The 15,486-nt window shown below is 39.9% G+C and carries 14 protein-coding genes; 5 read left to right on the top strand and 9 right to left on the bottom strand.

From position 1 onward, the window contains the following. The first annotated feature begins 17 nt into the window (after positions 1-17). Both DX873_RS14460 and DX873_RS14455 read left to right on the top strand, forming a co-directional pair. Entirely contained in the window at positions 18-458 is a 441-nt protein-coding gene (locus tag DX873_RS14460; RefSeq protein ID WP_116185181.1) for a hypothetical protein, read from the top strand. A 112-nt stretch (positions 459-570) separates the two neighbouring features. Continuing rightward, positions 571-1,011, top strand: coding sequence for a hypothetical protein (locus DX873_RS14455; protein WP_116185180.1), 441 nt, complete (start codon positions 571-573; stop codon positions 1,009-1,011). A gap of 63 nt (positions 1,012-1,074) precedes the next feature. Here the strand turns inward: DX873_RS14455 and DX873_RS14450 are convergent, their stop codons facing one another. The 5 genes from DX873_RS14450 to DX873_RS14430 all read right to left on the bottom strand — a co-directional run bounded on the left by DX873_RS14450 (position 1,075) and on the right by DX873_RS14430 (position 5,790). Beyond that, positions 1,075-1,749, bottom strand: a complete 675-nt coding sequence (locus DX873_RS14450) for a head GIN domain-containing protein (RefSeq protein WP_116185179.1) — start codon at positions 1,747-1,749, stop codon at positions 1,075-1,077. Positions 1,750-1,866: 117 nt separating this feature from the next. Further along, positions 1,867-2,949, bottom strand: a complete 1,083-nt coding sequence (locus DX873_RS14445; RefSeq protein WP_116185178.1) for a bifunctional 3-deoxy-7-phosphoheptulonate synthase/chorismate mutase type II — start codon at positions 2,947-2,949, stop codon at positions 1,867-1,869. A gap of 7 nt (positions 2,950-2,956) precedes the next feature. Further along, positions 2,957-3,817 carry a prephenate dehydrogenase gene (locus DX873_RS14440; protein ID WP_116185177.1) on the bottom strand — a complete coding sequence of 287 codons (861 nt, stop codon included), beginning with the start codon at positions 3,815-3,817 and terminating at the stop codon, positions 2,957-2,959. 3 nt (positions 3,818-3,820) lie between these two features. Continuing rightward, positions 3,821-4,963: a pyridoxal phosphate-dependent aminotransferase gene (locus DX873_RS14435; protein ID WP_116185176.1), complete on the bottom strand. Its 1,143-nt coding sequence runs from the start codon at positions 4,961-4,963 to the stop codon at positions 3,821-3,823. Beyond that, positions 4,960-5,790 carry a prephenate dehydratase gene (locus tag DX873_RS14430; protein WP_116185175.1) on the bottom strand — a complete coding sequence of 277 codons (831 nt, stop codon included), beginning with the start codon at positions 5,788-5,790 and terminating at the stop codon, positions 4,960-4,962. Before DX873_RS14430 ends, DX873_RS14435 begins: the two co-directional genes overlap by 4 nt. A 387-nt stretch (positions 5,791-6,177) precedes the next feature. On the opposite strand from DX873_RS14430, the gene gldA reads away from it, so the two are divergent. After that, positions 6,178-7,074: a gliding motility-associated ABC transporter ATP-binding subunit GldA gene (gene gldA, locus DX873_RS14425; RefSeq protein WP_116185174.1), complete on the top strand. Its 897-nt coding sequence runs from the start codon at positions 6,178-6,180 to the stop codon at positions 7,072-7,074. Positions 7,075-7,078: 4 nt separating this feature from the next. Here gldA and DX873_RS14420 read toward each other — a convergent pair whose 3' ends face one another. Next, a complete protein-coding gene (locus tag DX873_RS14420) occupies positions 7,079-10,327 on the bottom strand; it encodes a protein O-mannosyl-transferase family (RefSeq protein ID WP_232520947.1) in 3,249 nt (1,082 codons plus the stop codon). A 62-nt stretch (positions 10,328-10,389) separates the two neighbouring features. Then, positions 10,390-11,373, bottom strand: a complete 984-nt coding sequence (locus DX873_RS14415) for a response regulator transcription factor (protein WP_116185173.1) — start codon at positions 11,371-11,373, stop codon at positions 10,390-10,392. Positions 11,374-11,531: 158 nt separating this feature from the next. On the opposite strand from DX873_RS14415, the gene DX873_RS14410 reads away from it, so the two are divergent. After that, a complete protein-coding gene (locus DX873_RS14410) occupies positions 11,532-12,977 on the top strand; it encodes a pyridoxal phosphate-dependent decarboxylase family protein (protein ID WP_116185172.1) in 1,446 nt (481 codons plus the stop codon). Here the strand turns inward: DX873_RS14410 and DX873_RS14405 are convergent. Continuing rightward, positions 12,974-13,372, bottom strand: a complete 399-nt coding sequence (locus tag DX873_RS14405) for a group III truncated hemoglobin (RefSeq protein WP_116185171.1) — start codon at positions 13,370-13,372, stop codon at positions 12,974-12,976. The two genes, DX873_RS14410 and DX873_RS14405, sit on opposite strands and share 4 nt — an antisense overlap. A gap of 9 nt (positions 13,373-13,381) precedes the next feature. Beyond that, complete coding sequence (locus DX873_RS14400) at positions 13,382-14,386, bottom strand: serine hydrolase domain-containing protein (RefSeq protein ID WP_232520946.1); 1,005 nt, start codon at positions 14,384-14,386, stop codon at positions 13,382-13,384. Positions 14,387-14,621: 235 nt separating this feature from the next. On the opposite strand from DX873_RS14400, the gene DX873_RS14395 reads away from it, so the two are divergent. After that, entirely contained in the window at positions 14,622-15,485 is an 864-nt protein-coding gene (locus DX873_RS14395) for an AraC family transcriptional regulator (protein ID WP_116185170.1), read from the top strand. Position 15,486: the final 1 nt, after the last annotated feature.

The following is a 15,486-nucleotide window of genomic DNA, read 5'->3' as shown; positions in this document are numbered from 1 at the left end:
CAATCACATCATTAATTATGAAAAAAGTATTATTTATTGCAGTATTGGCCATAGCCGGTACATTTAGCATGAACGCACAGCAATACAAGGTAGTCACCAGTGTGGAATCTATTGTCCCAAATGGTTTGGGAAGATCCCGAATTGTGAATGCCCTTGAAGACAAGGATTATAGAGAGTATACTAGTGTACAAACGGAAGAAGACAATACCCGAAATAAATCAAAAAGAGGGGACATTCGAGTAAAGAACTTTGAAGAAACCAAATTATTGAACTTCTACAATCTAGGGGGAATCCGTTTTCAGAACATTGCGGCCAATGATGCTTTGATCACTTCAATGATCAACGATATGATCGCCAATGGATGGGAACTTGCCTTTGTTGTAAGTGCCGTGGAAAGCGAAGGAGGTAAAGGTGACGGACAAGGAATCTTTATTACCCGATATATTTTTAGAAAATAGAACCTTTAGGTTCTCAAATATCGAAGGCCCTTGAATTATCAAGGGCTTTTTTTGTTTCATGCAACCCCAAGCCCAATAAAATTGTCTTTGTGATATAAAAAGAAGTATTATCATGAAGAAAATTTTATTCATTACATGTTTCTCGTTGATTGCGAGTTTTGGGTTGAGTGCCCAAGAATATAAAGTAATTACCAGTGTAGAATCCATTGTGTCCAGTGGTTTGGGAAGATCACGTATCATAAATGCCCTGGAAGACAAGGACCATAGGGATTATACTAGTGTACAGACGGAGGACGACAACACCCGAAATAAATCAAAAAGGAGTAGTATCAGGGTAAAAAACTTTGAAGAGACCAAGTTGCTGAACTTTTTTAATTTAGGGGGAATTCGTTTTCAGAACATCGCCGCCAACGATGCTATGTTGTCATCTATGATCAACGATATGGTATCGCAAGGATGGGAACTTGCCTTTGTGAACAGTGCAGTGGAAAGCGACGGAGGAGAAACTGATGGACAGGGAATTTTTATTACCCGATACATTTTTAAACGTTAGGCACATAGATTCATTCATAAAAAAGCCCCTTAACTTTGTTAAGGGGCTTTAAATTTTCTATGATCAATCCACTACATGAACCCGTCCTCCAATAAAAGTTCGTTTGTTCACTCTCTTAGGTTTTCCGTAGACGGTGACATCACCTCCCGCTCTTAGATTTATATCCACCTGTTCTGAAGCGAAAACATCGGCCTCGCCTCCAGCAGAAATTTTCACCTCGGTTGTTGAAGTTCTCAAATCCCTTCCATCAAATATTGCTCCCGTATTCAATACTATGTTTTGGTTTTTGGCTAACCCCGAAGCTTTAATAATACCTCCCGTAACCGCTCTGATATCGGCATAATCCACATCCATTCCAATATGTATGCTTCCACCTTCCTGGGCTTTGAGTTCTATCTTGCTCTTTTGCACCATTTCATTACAGGTAATTTTAGCCCCTTCATTGGCATCTATTACATCAAGGTTTGTATAATAAACCTCGATCATGGTATCCTCGCCTTGAAATTTTTTATCCAACTGCATCCGAAGCTTTAAAATTCCGTTTTTATTGGTCCATTTAATATCGTCCACATTCCAACCTTTGATCATGATTCTATTTTCATCAGATTGGATAAGGTTTACCTCGATCAGGTCAAAAACCTTGATTTTGTCAAAATCTCCAACTTCTGTATCAATTATTCTTTGGGAGAAGATGAAAAATGGGAGAAAAATGAGTCCTAGTGTAATTATTCTTTTCATGATGAGTGTGCTTTACATCAAAAGATAAGCATTTTGATGGGTTGTTACAGTTTGGAACAAAAAAACCGCTTGAAAATGCAAAACTTTCAAGCGGCTCAATATCAATCTCCAAGCTTTTTAAGCTTTAATGATTTTTTCCTGGTGATTAATGGACTCCTGGTGGATAGCTTTGAACATCCTCAACACAAACTCCTCGCTCAGACCCTTGGTCTCTCCTTCCAAAATCATACGCCCCAGTATCGCGTTCCATCTATTGCTCTGAAGTACGGCTACGTTACGTTGCTTTTTAAGCTGTCCTATTTCATCGGACACTTTCATTCTATTACCCAAAAGCTCTAGCAGCTCATTGTCCAGCTCATCTATTTGCGTACGAAGTCCGCTGATTTTTTTGTTATACTCGCTGGCCTCATCCGTCTCTTTTCTGATCTTTAGGTCTCTCATCATATGAACCAAGTTTGAAGGTGTTACCTGCTGTGCAGCATCACTCCATGCATTATTGGGGTCATGATGGGTCTCAACCATCAATCCATCATAGTTAAGATCCAGGGCGGTTTGTGAAATATCGAAGACCAAATCCCTTTTCCCTGCAATATGTGAAGGATCACAGATCAAGGGCATATCTGGAAATTTGTTCTGGAACTCAATGGCCAGCTGCCATTCAGGAATATTTCGATACTTTGTTTTCTTGTAGGTGGAAAATCCGCGGTGAATGGCCCCAAGCTTTGTTATACCTGCGGTATGAAGCCTTTCTATTCCACCAAGCCACAATGATAAATCTGGGTTTACCGGGTTCTTTACAAGAACAATTTTATCGGTTCCCTCCAACGCATCGGCTATTTCTTGCATAATAAAGGGACTTACCGTGGATCTAGCACCTATCCACAGCATATCGATATCATGTTCCAAAGCCAGTTTTACATGGGTGGCGTTAGCTACTTCCGTAGTAGTTTTTAACCCTGTTTCTTCTTTTACTTTCTGAAGCCATTTAAGCCCCAAGGCTCCCACTCCTTCAAAATTTCCAGGCCGTGTTCTGGGTTTCCATATACCCGCCCGATAATAATTGACGTCTGTATCTTTGAGATCGTGGGCAATTTTTAGCACCTGATCTTCTGTTTCAGCGCTACAAGGGCCAGCAATTACCAAAGGGTGCGACAAATTCATGTCGTCCAGCCATTTCCTCATCTGTTGATTGTTTTCCATTTTCCTTTTATTTTTTTGTAAGTGGAATTCCTTTTAATATTTGTTTTATTCTATTGGTGTTGCTCATTTCTTGATGTACGTTCCCAAAATCCCTTGAGACCAAAAGCTGTTTGAACGATTCCAGGTTCTGGATATACTCCTCTAGGGTCTCTACGACATTGTCCCGATTCTGTTCAAAAATGGGTGTCCACATTTCCGGGGAACTCTTTGCAAGTCTAACTGTGCTTTCAAATCCACTCCCCGCCATGTCAAAAATATCACGCTCATTTTTTTCTTTTTCTATTACGGTCTTTCCCAACATAAATGAACTGATATGTGATAAATGGGATACGTAAGCGATGTGTTTGTCATGCGCTACAGGATTCATGTAACGAATGCGCATTTTCATTTTTTGGAAGATTTCCAATCCCTTTTCCTGAAGTTTAAAAGCCGTTTTTTCTACTTCACAGATAATATTGGTTTTCCCTTCATACAATCCATTTATAGCTGCGGAAGGCCCAGAATGTTCGGTTCCCGCAATTGGGTGGCAGGCCATGAAGTTTCTTCGTTTAGGATGGTCCATCACCGACTGGCAAATTAAATCTTTGGTTGAGCCTGCATCCATCACTACGGTTTCTTCGCCCACTGCATCCAAAATTTTTGGCAATTCCTCCAAAAGCGAATCCACAGGAATGCTCACAAAAACCACATCGGAATCGGCCAATGCCTCGTAGTTTCCTTTTTTGTCAATGATGTTCAGTTTCAAAGCCTCATCTAAATGGGCTTCGCTTTTATCAATCCCAATAATGTTGGCCTCTGGGTACAATTGCTTCAAATCCTTAGCAAACGAACCCCCTATCAATCCAATACCAATTACGGCTACCTGCATAGTTTAAAATCTTTCAATAGCTTCGGTTATTTTTTCTTCTTTTACGCAAAGTGAAAATCGGATATATCCTTCACCATTACTACCGAAAATGGTTCCCGGAGCAATGAAAATATCTTTTTCATAAAGTACTTGATCAATAAATTCTTCGGATGGGGATGCATTCTTGGGAAGCTTGCTCCATACAAACATACCTACGGCATTTTTATCATATTCACAGCCAAGTTTTTCCACCAGATTGAACATCAACTCCCTCCTTTTGTTATATACCTCATCCAGAGCTTCAAACCACTCAGGACCACTTTGTAATGCCGCTATGGCTCCTTTTTGAATTCCATAGAACATCCCTGAATCCATATTGCTTTTAACCTTGAGAACTGCATTGATGTGTTCTTTGTTCCCCAACACCATTCCAACCCGCCATCCGGCCATATTAAACGTTTTGCTCAGGCTATTGAGCTCCAAGGTGCAGTCTTTGGCCCCATCAATTGACAAAATACTGGTTGGGTTATTGGACAACACAAAACTGTACGGATTGTCATTGACCAATAAAATATCATTGCTCCTTGCAAAATTCACCAAGGACTTGAGCTGCTCCTTTTTTGCCATTGCTCCGGTAGGCATATGCGGGTAGCTTACCCACATGAGCTTCACCTTGGACAAATCCATTTGCGAGAGCTCGTCCAAATCTGGGAACCATCCATTTTCTCCCTTCAAACTGTACATAACGGGCTTACCTCCAACTAGATTTGTCACCGCGGCATAGGTTGGATATCCGGGATTGGGCAACAACACCTCATCTCCTTCATTTAGGAAGGCCATGCTAATGTGCATTATGCCTTCTTTGGATCCCATCAAGGGTAAAATTTCCCCTGCCGGGTCCACCGTTACATCAAATTTGCTTTGATAAAAGTCAGCTATCGCCTCACGTAACTGGGGAAGGCCTTGATAGCTCTGGTATTGATGGGCTCCCATATCGCTTATGGCTTCCTTCAGGGTTTGCAAAACTTTGGGCGAAGGAGCCAAGTCTGGACTGCCTATTCCCATATTTATAATAGGTCTGCCTTCATTGACCAATCCCCGTACTTCCCGTAATTTTTTGGAGAAATAGTATTCCTGGACACTTTGAAGTCTATCCGCCGTAATCATAGTAATAATGCGTTTTTATATTCTCCCAAGACCCTAAAATCTTCCGACATGATCTGTAATAGCGACTTTGCTTTTGAAAAATTTGTGTACTCATCAAATGTGACATCAACAAAAAATGCATACTTCCAAGGTGTTTCAATTATTGGAAGTGATTGAATTTTGGTTAGGTTAAGGTTACAGTCGCTCATGACATTCAAAACCGTGGCCAAACTTCCACGTTTATGGTCGGTAATGAATCTAAGAGAGGCTTTGTTGATTTCCTCTTTGGGCAAAACCTTGTTCTTCTTTTTCAGTACAATAAAACGTGTTGCATTGTTCTTAATGGTCTGTATTTCTGGGGCGATAATTTCTAAATTGTAGAGATCGGCAGCCATTTTTGGAGCAATTGCAGCAATATTGGTTAACTGACCATCATTGATGCGCTTTGCAGTCTCCGCTGTATCTGCACTCTCCACCAATTTTATATGGGGATAACTCTTTAAAAACTCCTTGCATTGCAGCAATGCCATAGGATGGGTATGCACTTCCGAAACATCTTCCAGAGAACATCCTTTTAACACCATAAGGTTGTGATGTATGCTCAAATAATGCTCTCCAATAATGTGGATGTTATTATGGTAGACCAGGTTATAATTGGGAATTATAGAACCCGCTATAGAGTTTTCTATTGCCATAATACCTTTATCCACCAATCCATTGCATAAATGCTCTATGATTGCATCAAACGACAGACATTCTTTTAATTCTATATCATCTCCAAAAAACTCTCTGGCAACCTGATGGTGGTTGGACCCCTTAATTCCCTGTATAGCTACTTTTAATCCCATGGCAAAAAAAAAGCCCCGATATAATCGGGACTCTATCTATTTTTATACTTAGTGTATATTCAGAACAGTCCCGTACCTCTCTTAAAAAAGAAGTAGAAATAAAAACCGTTCCAGAAATATACTTTTGTCACTTTCTTGTAATTCTAGGGCTAAGTTAGGTATTCAATTGAAAAACAAAAGTCAAATTTTAATTTTTTTGGATTTTTTGCAAAATCGATTTATTTGTTGAACAATATCAGGAAGAATTCCCATTTTTCTGAGGATATAGGATAGTTGTCTTGACAACATAACCTAAAAATCAAGGATTTCCATTTCATCCTCCTTTATTGAATGACCTACTAACACGGAATCTTCTAAAACCTTATTTTTGGTTTTTAATCCAAGTGCATGTCCATTACAGTTAAAAACATTACCAAATCTTTTGGAAGACAAAAAGCCCTGAACAATATTTCATTTTCAATTGAAAAAGGGGAAATAGTTGGTTTTTTAGGGCCAAATGGTGCAGGTAAATCTACCATGATGCGCATTCTGACTTCCTATTATAAAGCTGATGCCGGTGAAGCTTCAGTCAATGGATTTGATGTACTGCAATCCAAGCGAGAGGTTCAAAAGAGCATAGGCTACCTTCCTGAGCACAATCCGCTGTATTTGGAAATGTATGTTAAAGAATACTTGGGTTTCAATGCCGATGTTTACAAAGTGGGCAAACAAAATATTCCAGAAATCATTGAACAAACCGGGCTTGCCCCAGAGGTTCATAAAAAAATAGGGCAATTATCCAAAGGCTATCGACAAAGAGTTGGCCTGGCCGCAGCCCTTTTGCACAACCCCGAGGTCTTGATCTTGGATGAGCCTACCACAGGTCTGGACCCCAATCAACTTATTGAAATCAGAAAACTTATTCGAGAGATAGGCAAGGAAAAAACCATTCTTTTATCGACCCATATTATGAAAGAGGTGGAAGCCGTCTGTGACCGGGTAATCATCATCAATAAAGGTGAACTTGTGGCTGACAAAAAACTAGAGGAGCTTCGGGAAGCGGAAGAACAAATAATTGAAGTGGAGTTCGACTATCGTGTGGAAGAAGCGCTTCTTAAACGACTTCCTCATGTATCCCATGTGAAGAATATAGGGGGCTTTGTCTACGAAATCGCCTTTAGCACTTCAAAGGACATGCGACCTGCGGTTTTTGACTTTGCCCATGACAATGAATTAAAGACGCTTCAATTGAGCAGAAAGAACAAAAATTTGGAGAGTTTGTTCACAGAGCTTACTGCATCCTAACTATTTATTCCATAATAAGATGTCCAAAGGTTGAGACATCCGTCTCAAATGTCTGCACTTCTTTTTGATAAAAATCCTGGTCATGATTGGCTTCCAAAACCTGGATGTTTCGCTTATAGGCATAGCAATCCGAAAGGATATCTTCAATTTTTGAATACTGTTCTTCTTGAGAAAGTGAGCCATAATATCTTAATCTTTCCTGATAAATACGTTGGAGCTTTTTAAACAATCGTCTGGCTTCAGGTTTGTCTCCTACTTTGTAATACCCATCTAAAAAAGGCTCAACGAACATGTAGTATCCATAATGTTCAAAAGGTATGTGTTCCATGGCCAACGCAATGACCTCGCAAGCCTGATCAATTTTTCCCTCGGCAATCAATGCTTCCATCAGCCGGGCCAGACAAAGTCTGAAAGTCACTCCGAATTGTTTTCTGGTTTGCGGGTCATGGTAAATGTCTTTGCTCCCGGAGTTACCCCAAAACCACTTTCTTACGATTTCCAAGGAAGTTTCGGTATCCACCCTGCCCTTATCCATTCCCCCTTCATATACTGTTTTAATGGGCACTAATTTGTAGGCCAATCCATCCAATTGCAAATAATCCTTCATCCATAGGTATTCGGCATCATCAAAACTGCCCCCTGAAAAATAGATAGGGCGTTTCCAATCATTGTTTGCCAAAATATCCAACATCATCATTCTGTTCTTGTACAGCACATTGGGAAGGTCAATATCGATATAGTCTACTACAAGATGCTCATCTTTTTGGTTTACCAGTCCACTTTGCAAAACATTGGCCTTGTTCACCGGCACCCTTATTTTGTTGGTAGGATAAAACACGGTATTCAGTTCACTTTGTGAAAATTTGCTTGTATCCAACCCATTTTGCTCCAAAAGATGCTTCCGTTTTGTGCTGGGATGGTCGCTAGCAATCCAATTCATGAAATCCTTGATATCCCAACGCTTATCTGTTAAAGGTTGATGATATATGTAGTCCCGGGTTCCATAATTATATTGTTGGTGGGTCAATTGTGATGGAACCGGTTCACTGCTATACGATTTCCTTTTCATCTGGTCGATGTACCAATCGGTTGCCAAGTATCCTGTAACCAAAACCCTGACATCTGTACGATATTCTTCAATTTCCTGAAGGTACCAGAGTGGAAAGTTATCGTTATCTCCAATAGTGAACAAAATGGCCCCAGAATCTTGTTGGGTGGAATCTAGATAGGCCATTGCCGATGCGCGGGCAGTATATCTATTGGACCTATCATGGTCATCCCAGTTTTGAAAGGCCATCAACAAGGGGACACTCAAGAGCCCCAAAAAAAGAACAGGCCAAAAATTTTTCTTGATTCTTATCTTTTTCTGAACAAATCTGTTGAGTCCAAAGGCTCCGATACCTATCCAAATAGCATATGCATAAAATGAACCCACTAGAGAATAATCTCTTTCGCGAGGTTGAAATATGGGTGGATTGGTGTAGAACTGTATTGCCAATCCGGTAAACATGAAAAAGACAAAGAGCACCCAAAAATGCTTGGGATCCTTTAAAAATTGGAATAGTATTCCAATAAGACCCAATATTAATGGCAAAAAGAAATAGGTGTTTCTTCCTTTATTGTTTTTTTCGTCTTCCGGAAGATACTTTTGCTTTCCTAAGTGCAGACTATCAATAAAGTCAATACCGCTTAGCCACTCCCCGTTTCCATCATATCTCCCCTGAATGTCATTATTGCGCCCAACGAAATTCCACATAAAATACCTGAAATACATATAGTTGAACTGATATTGGAACAAATAGGTGAGATTATCCATGAAAGATGGGGGTTCAACTTCAATATATTCACCAAAATCCTTTAGAAATTCTACATACTGCGCTGTATCTACCTTGCCAGTTTTGTAGTTCTGCATGAATTGCCCAACACCTTCCCTTAATTCAACTTCTGAAAGATATTTTGGTTTGATATGAAAATTCAGTGGCCCAAAATACCTCATATAGTTTTCTGCATGCTCACTGCTCCACATTCTAGGCAAAAGTCCAACATGTTTACTACTGGTTTCGGGAATAGCTTTTTTGTATGGATTGACAATCTTGTATTTACCTAATTTTTTATCTTTTTCATACTTGGGATTGTCATCTTTGTATCCTTCAATTTTGGCAAACCTATCCGAATAGTATGAACCATAAATTGGACTATCTGTACTTGGATATTGCTCGCGATTGTAATATGCCAGAAGTTTCCGGGCATCCGACGGGTCGTTTTCATTGATGCCAACATTCACAGAAGCCCTTAAGGGAAGTACAAACCAGGTGGTGAATCCTAAACAAAGGAACAACAAACACAGTGCAGCCGTATGGAAATGAACCAGGCCTTTTTTCCTGGAATAGCCAATCAAAATGTAGAAAAGTAAAACAATGAGCACTCCCACAATAATAGATCCTGAATTGAATGGTAATCCCAATTGGTTCACAAAAAACAGCTCTCCCCATCCAAAAAACTTCAAAACATAGGTCAACGAAAACTTAAATACCAACATTAGCAATAGAACCGCTATAGCATTGAATAAAAGAAACTTCTTGAAATCAATCTTTTTGTATCGCTGGAAACAATAAAGCAACACAATGGAAGGTATTGCCAAAAAACCCATAAACTGTATCCCAAAGGTTAGTCCTACCACAAATGCAATCAACAGTAACCATTTGTTGCCCCGAGGATTTTCTAAATCATCGGTCCATTTTAGACCGAGCCATATCAGGAGTGCCATAACAAGACTCGCCATGGAATAAACTTCAGTCTCCACTGCGTTGAACCAAAAACTGTCAGAATAGGTATAGGTCAGTGCCCCAATCAATCCTGCCCCCAATATTTGCATTGCTTGTTTGTTGTTTCTCTTTTCGGGAATCAACCTGCGCAATAAATGTGTAATGGTCCAAAACAACAGCAAAATGGTAAAGGCACTGGCAATACAAGAAACATAGTTTACCATAAGTGCTATTTGGGTATTATCCATGGCAAACAAGCCAAAAAAAGCACCAACCATCTGAAAAAATGGTGCGCCTGGCGGATGTGCCACCTCAAGTTTAGCAGATGTGGCAATATACTCACCGCAATCCCAAAAGCTCACAGTGGGTTCCACAGTGAGTGAGTAGGTAATTAGAGCGTTTAGAAAAGCGGCCCACCCTAAAAGAGTGTTCCAATTTTGGAATCGTTCACTAAATGGGAAAAAGTGTTTTCCAATCCAAGTTTGCAAAATCAAGTTTTGACCGCAAGTAAACGGAGAATCCCTGTTTATGGAAAAATCAAGGGTGCCAATTAGGTACTAGTACCCCTAGTTTTTTGTAAAAGTTCTTGCCTATTGCCCACGTTTAGCTTGCTGTAGATATTGGTAATGTGGGTCTTTACCGTACTCACACTGATAAAAAGTTCGTTTGCAATTTCTTTGTTGCTCTTTCCCTCAAGAATAAGCTCGGTGACCGTTTTTTCTTGCTTGCTCAATGTTGAAACAGTCAATTTGGACCTGCTCCGTTCCCTAAAAACCAATAAAGTACCTAATAGCAAAAGCACCCCAAGCAATACATAATTGATCCATTTGCTTTCCTGTAGCTGAGTTTCCAAATCATGATTTACAAGATAGGCCAACCTTTTTTCCAAGAAGAAGTAGAGTGAAGGGTCCAAGTCACTGGACTTAAGCTCCTGAAGAAGGTCTAAGTAGTACGACTTATTTTCTGCTATATCATTCTCCAGCAAGGATTTGTTTTCGAGTTGTTTTACCCCAATAAGTTTTACCATTAAGATTTGCAGGGAATCTTTTATATAGCCTTTATGCGGAGACATCCTCTCTTCATCTTTCACATATTGGCCCAAGAGGTTGGCCTCAAACTTTTTGAACTTGCCCCACTCTTGTTGAGCTTCATTGGTGGTCACAAAACCGGCAAATACTTGTTCTCCTTTTTTAAACTCAATATGGTCCTTTTGCGATAGGATAAAATCCACCTCTTTTTTGACAGAGTCATTTAGTGCTTTTCTTATTTTTTTTACTGAAAGACGATAGATGCTATTGGATTCAGATATATACTTCTTATGAAAGGAAAATGAACCATCGGTACCTATTAAAGCGATAGCCACAGGCTTTCCTTTCCCTTCATTCGTCAAATCCTCAACTGACAATTTCTTTAGATGGATTTTCCCCTCCCACTCTTCCGGTTCTGCAAAATTTACGTAACCGGAAATAGCGGTTTGTCCAAAAACTTGAACTATTGCCAACATTGACAGTAAAAAGAAAAGCAGTCTTTTCATCGATTTGACTTATGGAATAAATTTAAGGATTTTGTGGTTTGAAACTATTTTCTCTGTCATTCTATTCCCAAATTGAATTATTATGTCCACCATGTCAAACATCATATAATGAGAAGCTACAAATAGGTACCTTTGCCGTTTAGTAATAACTAGATTCCATGAAAAAGAACAATGCAACCTTAGAGCTATCAAAAGATGAAATGTTAGCCTATGGCCATAAAATTGTAGATGCCATTGTTGAACATCATATAAAACAATATGAGGAACTGCCCGTAACACATGGCTCCCGTGAAGAAATGGACTCTTTATTTCTAGAGGAAGCTCCTGAAAAGGGTTCAGAACCTTTGGAGGTCCTAGATTTTATTCTTGACAATGTAATGACCAAAAGTGCCAACCTCACTCACCCAAAAACCTTTGCATTTGTTCCTGGCCCGAGCAATTTTGTGAGTGCAATGGCTGATTCTCTGGCAACGGGTTACAATATTTTCTCAGGAGGATGGGCGGCTTCGCCTGCGGCAGCAGAATTAGAAATTATTACCATTCAATGGCTGCTCAAAATATTTGGATTTCCCGCAAAGAAAGGTGGAGGCATCTTTACCAGTGGAGGGTCCATGGCCAATCTTACCGCGCTGACCACAGCCAGAAGGATTAAATGTGGTCAGGATTTTTCCAAGGCCATTATCTATCTGTCCGACCAGGCCCATTCGTCCAACATTAAAGCTATACGGGTGTTGGGGTTTACAAAGGAGCAGGTTAGGATCATACCTACGGACAGTGAGTTCAAATTTTCCATAAACAAACTCAAAAATTGCATCGCCAAGGATAGATTGGAAGGTTATGTTCCTTTTTGCTTGATTGCTACTTCGGGAACTACCAACACAGGCACAGTGGACCCACTTTCAGAACTGGCCCAAATTTGCAAGGATGAGGACATCTGGTTTCATATTGATGGAGCTTACGGCGCAGCGGCCATACTTTCCCCAAAGGGGAAGCAGCTTATGAAAGGTATTGAAAAGGCCGACTCTCTTACTGTTGATCCCCACAAGTGGTTTTTTCAACCTTATGAAATGGGGTGTCTTTTAGTTCGAAATCACAAACACCTCAGTCAGACCTTTACAGAAAAACCGGAGTATTTAAGGGATATTGAAGGAAATACTTCAGAAATCAACTTCTACGACCACGGTATTCAATTAACACGAAGGTTCAGGGCTCTTAAGTTTTACACCTCGATCAAAACATTTGGGCTTCGTGAGTTCAGAACAGCTATTTCTTATGGAATTGACCTTGCAGAAGAAACAGAAAGTGTGTTGCGAAAAAGCAAAAACTGGGAGGTTGTTTTTCCTGCTACTTTGGCCGTAATCAACTTTAGGTACAATCCCATCGGAAAAAAATATACGGAGAAGCAGTTGGATGAAATCAACCAAAAAATCTCCGATAGCATCATGGCTTCTGGGGAAGCCCTACTAGTTACCACTTTGTTGCACGGTCATGTTGTGCTCCGCATGTGTTTGATCAATCCAAGAACCACTATGAACGACATAATGGAAACTTTGGAGCTTTGCGAAAAATATGCGGCGGAAAACAGCTTGGTAAGTTTGGTTTAAGAAGATTTTAATTTTCTATAATCAAAAATGGCCATGAACATTCGTACGCTTATGTTTCTGGCCCTTTGCTTGGCCTTCTCCGCATTTGCGCCAACAAAATTTCTATCTATGGTATCAAACCAGTGTCTTAGCCAAATCCCAAAGTGATAATTTTCAATGGTTCGATTCACCTTTTCATCCAGTTGAGCGTGCACCAATAATGGATTGTCTTTGTATTTCTGGACGAAAAACAGGTTGGTCTCCCAAAAATCGGTCAATTTTTCAATATGCTCTGGCCAATCCTGAATGTTATCATTAAAAAAATGTCCTATTTCATCGTCCTGTCTTACCTTCTCATAAAACTTGGTAACCAAGATTTTTACATCTTCCCGGGTATAAATATCACCTTTTGACATATTGCAAATTTAAGTTGAATCAGCCCATAGTTGTTGAATCACTGAATCAAGTTCATTCTGCACTTTTGGGTTGGAGCAATTGATCAATATCGCTATGGAAAGCTCTTCCTTTGGATATACAAAAAAGTTGGTGTATGCCCCCACGCTATTGCCTACGTGCCCAATAAAAGATCTTCCCTCATTGTCTATACTCACTTGAAATCCCATTCCATAATATGTCAAGGTTCCATTGACTTCTTGGGAGGATAGCAATTGATCATAAGTTTCCTTTTTAAGGAGTTTTCCTTCCAAGATGGCATTTCCCATTCTTGCAATGTCTTCGCTGGTAGACAAAAAACCTCCTCCTGACAACTTATAGGTATTGTTGACCTCAACCGCTTTGCTAAATGATTTGGCCCTTATGGTGTAAAATTGGGCCATATTGTAAGCTAATGGCGATTCACCTACATTTTGAGGGGCAATAGTATGATTCATTCCCAAAGGTTTAAGCACCTTGTTGTTGACGTATTCTTCAAAGGGTATTCCACTGGCTTCTTGCATGGCCAAGGAAAGCAGGACAAAATCGAAACTATTGTACAGATAGCCCTTTCCTGGTTCAAAAACCAAGGGGTCGTCCTGAAATACTGTCAAACTTTCCTTTATGGAATAGGGTTTGTTGAGCGCAAATTCCTTACCCCGATATCCCCGAATACCTGCCGTATGTCCCGCTAATTGTTTTAAAGTGAAATCGTGTTCTTTTTGAGGGAAATAGGGAACATGGCTGTAAAAGGAGTCCTCTAAATCCAAAATTCCAGCTTCCAGCATCTTGCCCAATGCCAATCCGGTTATGCATTTGGAGATACTTGCGGTCCTAAATACGGTCTTTTTAGGGTCTACACTGGTCTTTTCTTTTAAATCTGCATATCCGTACCCTTTCTGGAATATTTTTTCGTTTTTCCTATAGATCGTGACTGCCAAACCAGGAATTTGCTTTGTGAAAATCAAGTCCTGGAAAAGCTCATCAGCTTTTGCCATTCCTTCCAACTGTTCTAGGCGGCTTATTTTTTCTTTTGGCGAAAATATATTCTTAAAAAAGGAGAACAAGGAATCGATTCTTATGATTTTACTTTTCGAAAGTAAAGAGAAATGGAACATAAGCCATGAAATATTCTGTTTCTATGAAAAACCGCATAGCTTAACTGAAGATTAGCAAGAACGGACAAGCCTTCATGAAGGTTTGCCCCTAATTTTGTAGACAACAACATCCAAAATGAATCAATCAGAACACAACAAGACACTTTATTACCAAAAACTCAATCGGGTAATTGAATATGTACACAATCATCTTGATGAGAAAATAGAGATAAAGACCCTGGCGGAGCTTTCCCATTTCTCCCCTTTTCATTTCCATCGGATAATAAAAGCATTGTTGGGAGAGCCCATTGGTGCCTACATTACCAGAACACGTTTAGAGACTGCCGCTAAAATGATTCGCTATAGCGAGTTGCCCATTGAGGAGATTGCGTATAGTGTCGGCTATGAAACACCTTCATCTCTGACCAAAGCCTTTAAACAACATTTTGGGATTACCCCTTCTGATTACAGAAAAACAAAAACGTTTAACATAAAACCTTTGCAAACTATGGAAATTACAAGTTTGAACATCAAGAAACCAAAACTCATCACACTGGAAGAACAATTCTGTATCTACGTCTCCATGAAAGGCCCCTATAATAAAATGGACTACCCCGGTGCCTGGGAAACCTTATGGAACGAGGTCAAAAGCCAAAAGCTTTTTACAGCTGGAATCCAACATTTTGGGCAACCTTTTGACGACCCACATGTAACGGACGAAGCCAACTTGCGATATGATGCCTGTCTAGTAATCCATAAAGACGCTAAACCCAACGGTAAAGTGGGCACCAAAATGTTGAAAGGCGGGAAATTTGCCGTTTTCCTTTATCAGGGTAGCTATAAGAATCTTAGTCAGGTATACGACCATATCTTTAACAATTGGCTATTGGAAAGCGGTGAAGAACTTCGTGATGAGTCTGTAAGGGAAAGATATTTGAACAATGCTGAAAAAACCGAGGAAAGCAAACTAAAGACTGAAATCTATATTCCGATAAAATAGT

The sequence above is a fragment of the Flagellimonas nanhaiensis genome (assembly GCF_003382275.1).
Taxonomy (GTDB): Bacteria; Bacteroidota; Bacteroidia; order Flavobacteriales; family Flavobacteriaceae; genus Flagellimonas; species Flagellimonas nanhaiensis.
Note: the sequence above shows the minus strand (reverse complement) of the source record. Positions and strands in the feature narration are given on the sequence as shown.

What these genes read in the sequence shown, in the direction of transcription:
- DX873_RS14405 (WP_116185171.1), bottom strand. Translation starts at nt 13,372, where the DNA reads ATGTCAAAAGGTGATATTTATACCCGGGAAGATGTAAAAATCTTGGTT.
- DX873_RS14455 (WP_116185180.1), top strand. Translation starts at nt 571, where the DNA reads ATGAAGAAAATTTTATTCATTACATGTTTCTCGTTGATTGCGAGTTTT.
- DX873_RS14395 (WP_116185170.1), top strand. Translation starts at nt 14,622, where the DNA reads ATGAATCAATCAGAACACAACAAGACACTTTATTACCAAAAACTCAAT.
- gldA (WP_116185174.1), top strand. Translation starts at nt 6,178, where the DNA reads ATGTCCATTACAGTTAAAAACATTACCAAATCTTTTGGAAGACAAAAA.
- DX873_RS14415 (WP_116185173.1), bottom strand. Translation starts at nt 11,373, where the DNA reads ATGAAAAGACTGCTTTTCTTTTTACTGTCAATGTTGGCAATAGTTCAA.
- DX873_RS14400 (WP_232520946.1), bottom strand. Translation starts at nt 14,386, where the DNA reads ATGGCAAAAGCTGATGAGCTTTTCCAGGACTTGATTTTCACAAAGCAA.
- DX873_RS14445 (WP_116185178.1), bottom strand. Translation starts at nt 2,949, where the DNA reads ATGGAAAACAATCAACAGATGAGGAAATGGCTGGACGACATGAATTTG.
- DX873_RS14450 (WP_116185179.1), bottom strand. Translation starts at nt 1,749, where the DNA reads ATGAAAAGAATAATTACACTAGGACTCATTTTTCTCCCATTTTTCATC.
- DX873_RS14460 (WP_116185181.1), top strand. Translation starts at nt 18, where the DNA reads ATGAAAAAAGTATTATTTATTGCAGTATTGGCCATAGCCGGTACATTT.
- DX873_RS14430 (WP_116185175.1), bottom strand. Translation starts at nt 5,790, where the DNA reads ATGGGATTAAAAGTAGCTATACAGGGAATTAAGGGGTCCAACCACCAT.
- DX873_RS14410 (WP_116185172.1), top strand. Translation starts at nt 11,532, where the DNA reads ATGAAAAAGAACAATGCAACCTTAGAGCTATCAAAAGATGAAATGTTA.
- DX873_RS14435 (WP_116185176.1), bottom strand. Translation starts at nt 4,963, where the DNA reads ATGATTACGGCGGATAGACTTCAAAGTGTCCAGGAATACTATTTCTCC.
- DX873_RS14440 (WP_116185177.1), bottom strand. Translation starts at nt 3,817, where the DNA reads ATGCAGGTAGCCGTAATTGGTATTGGATTGATAGGGGGTTCGTTTGCT.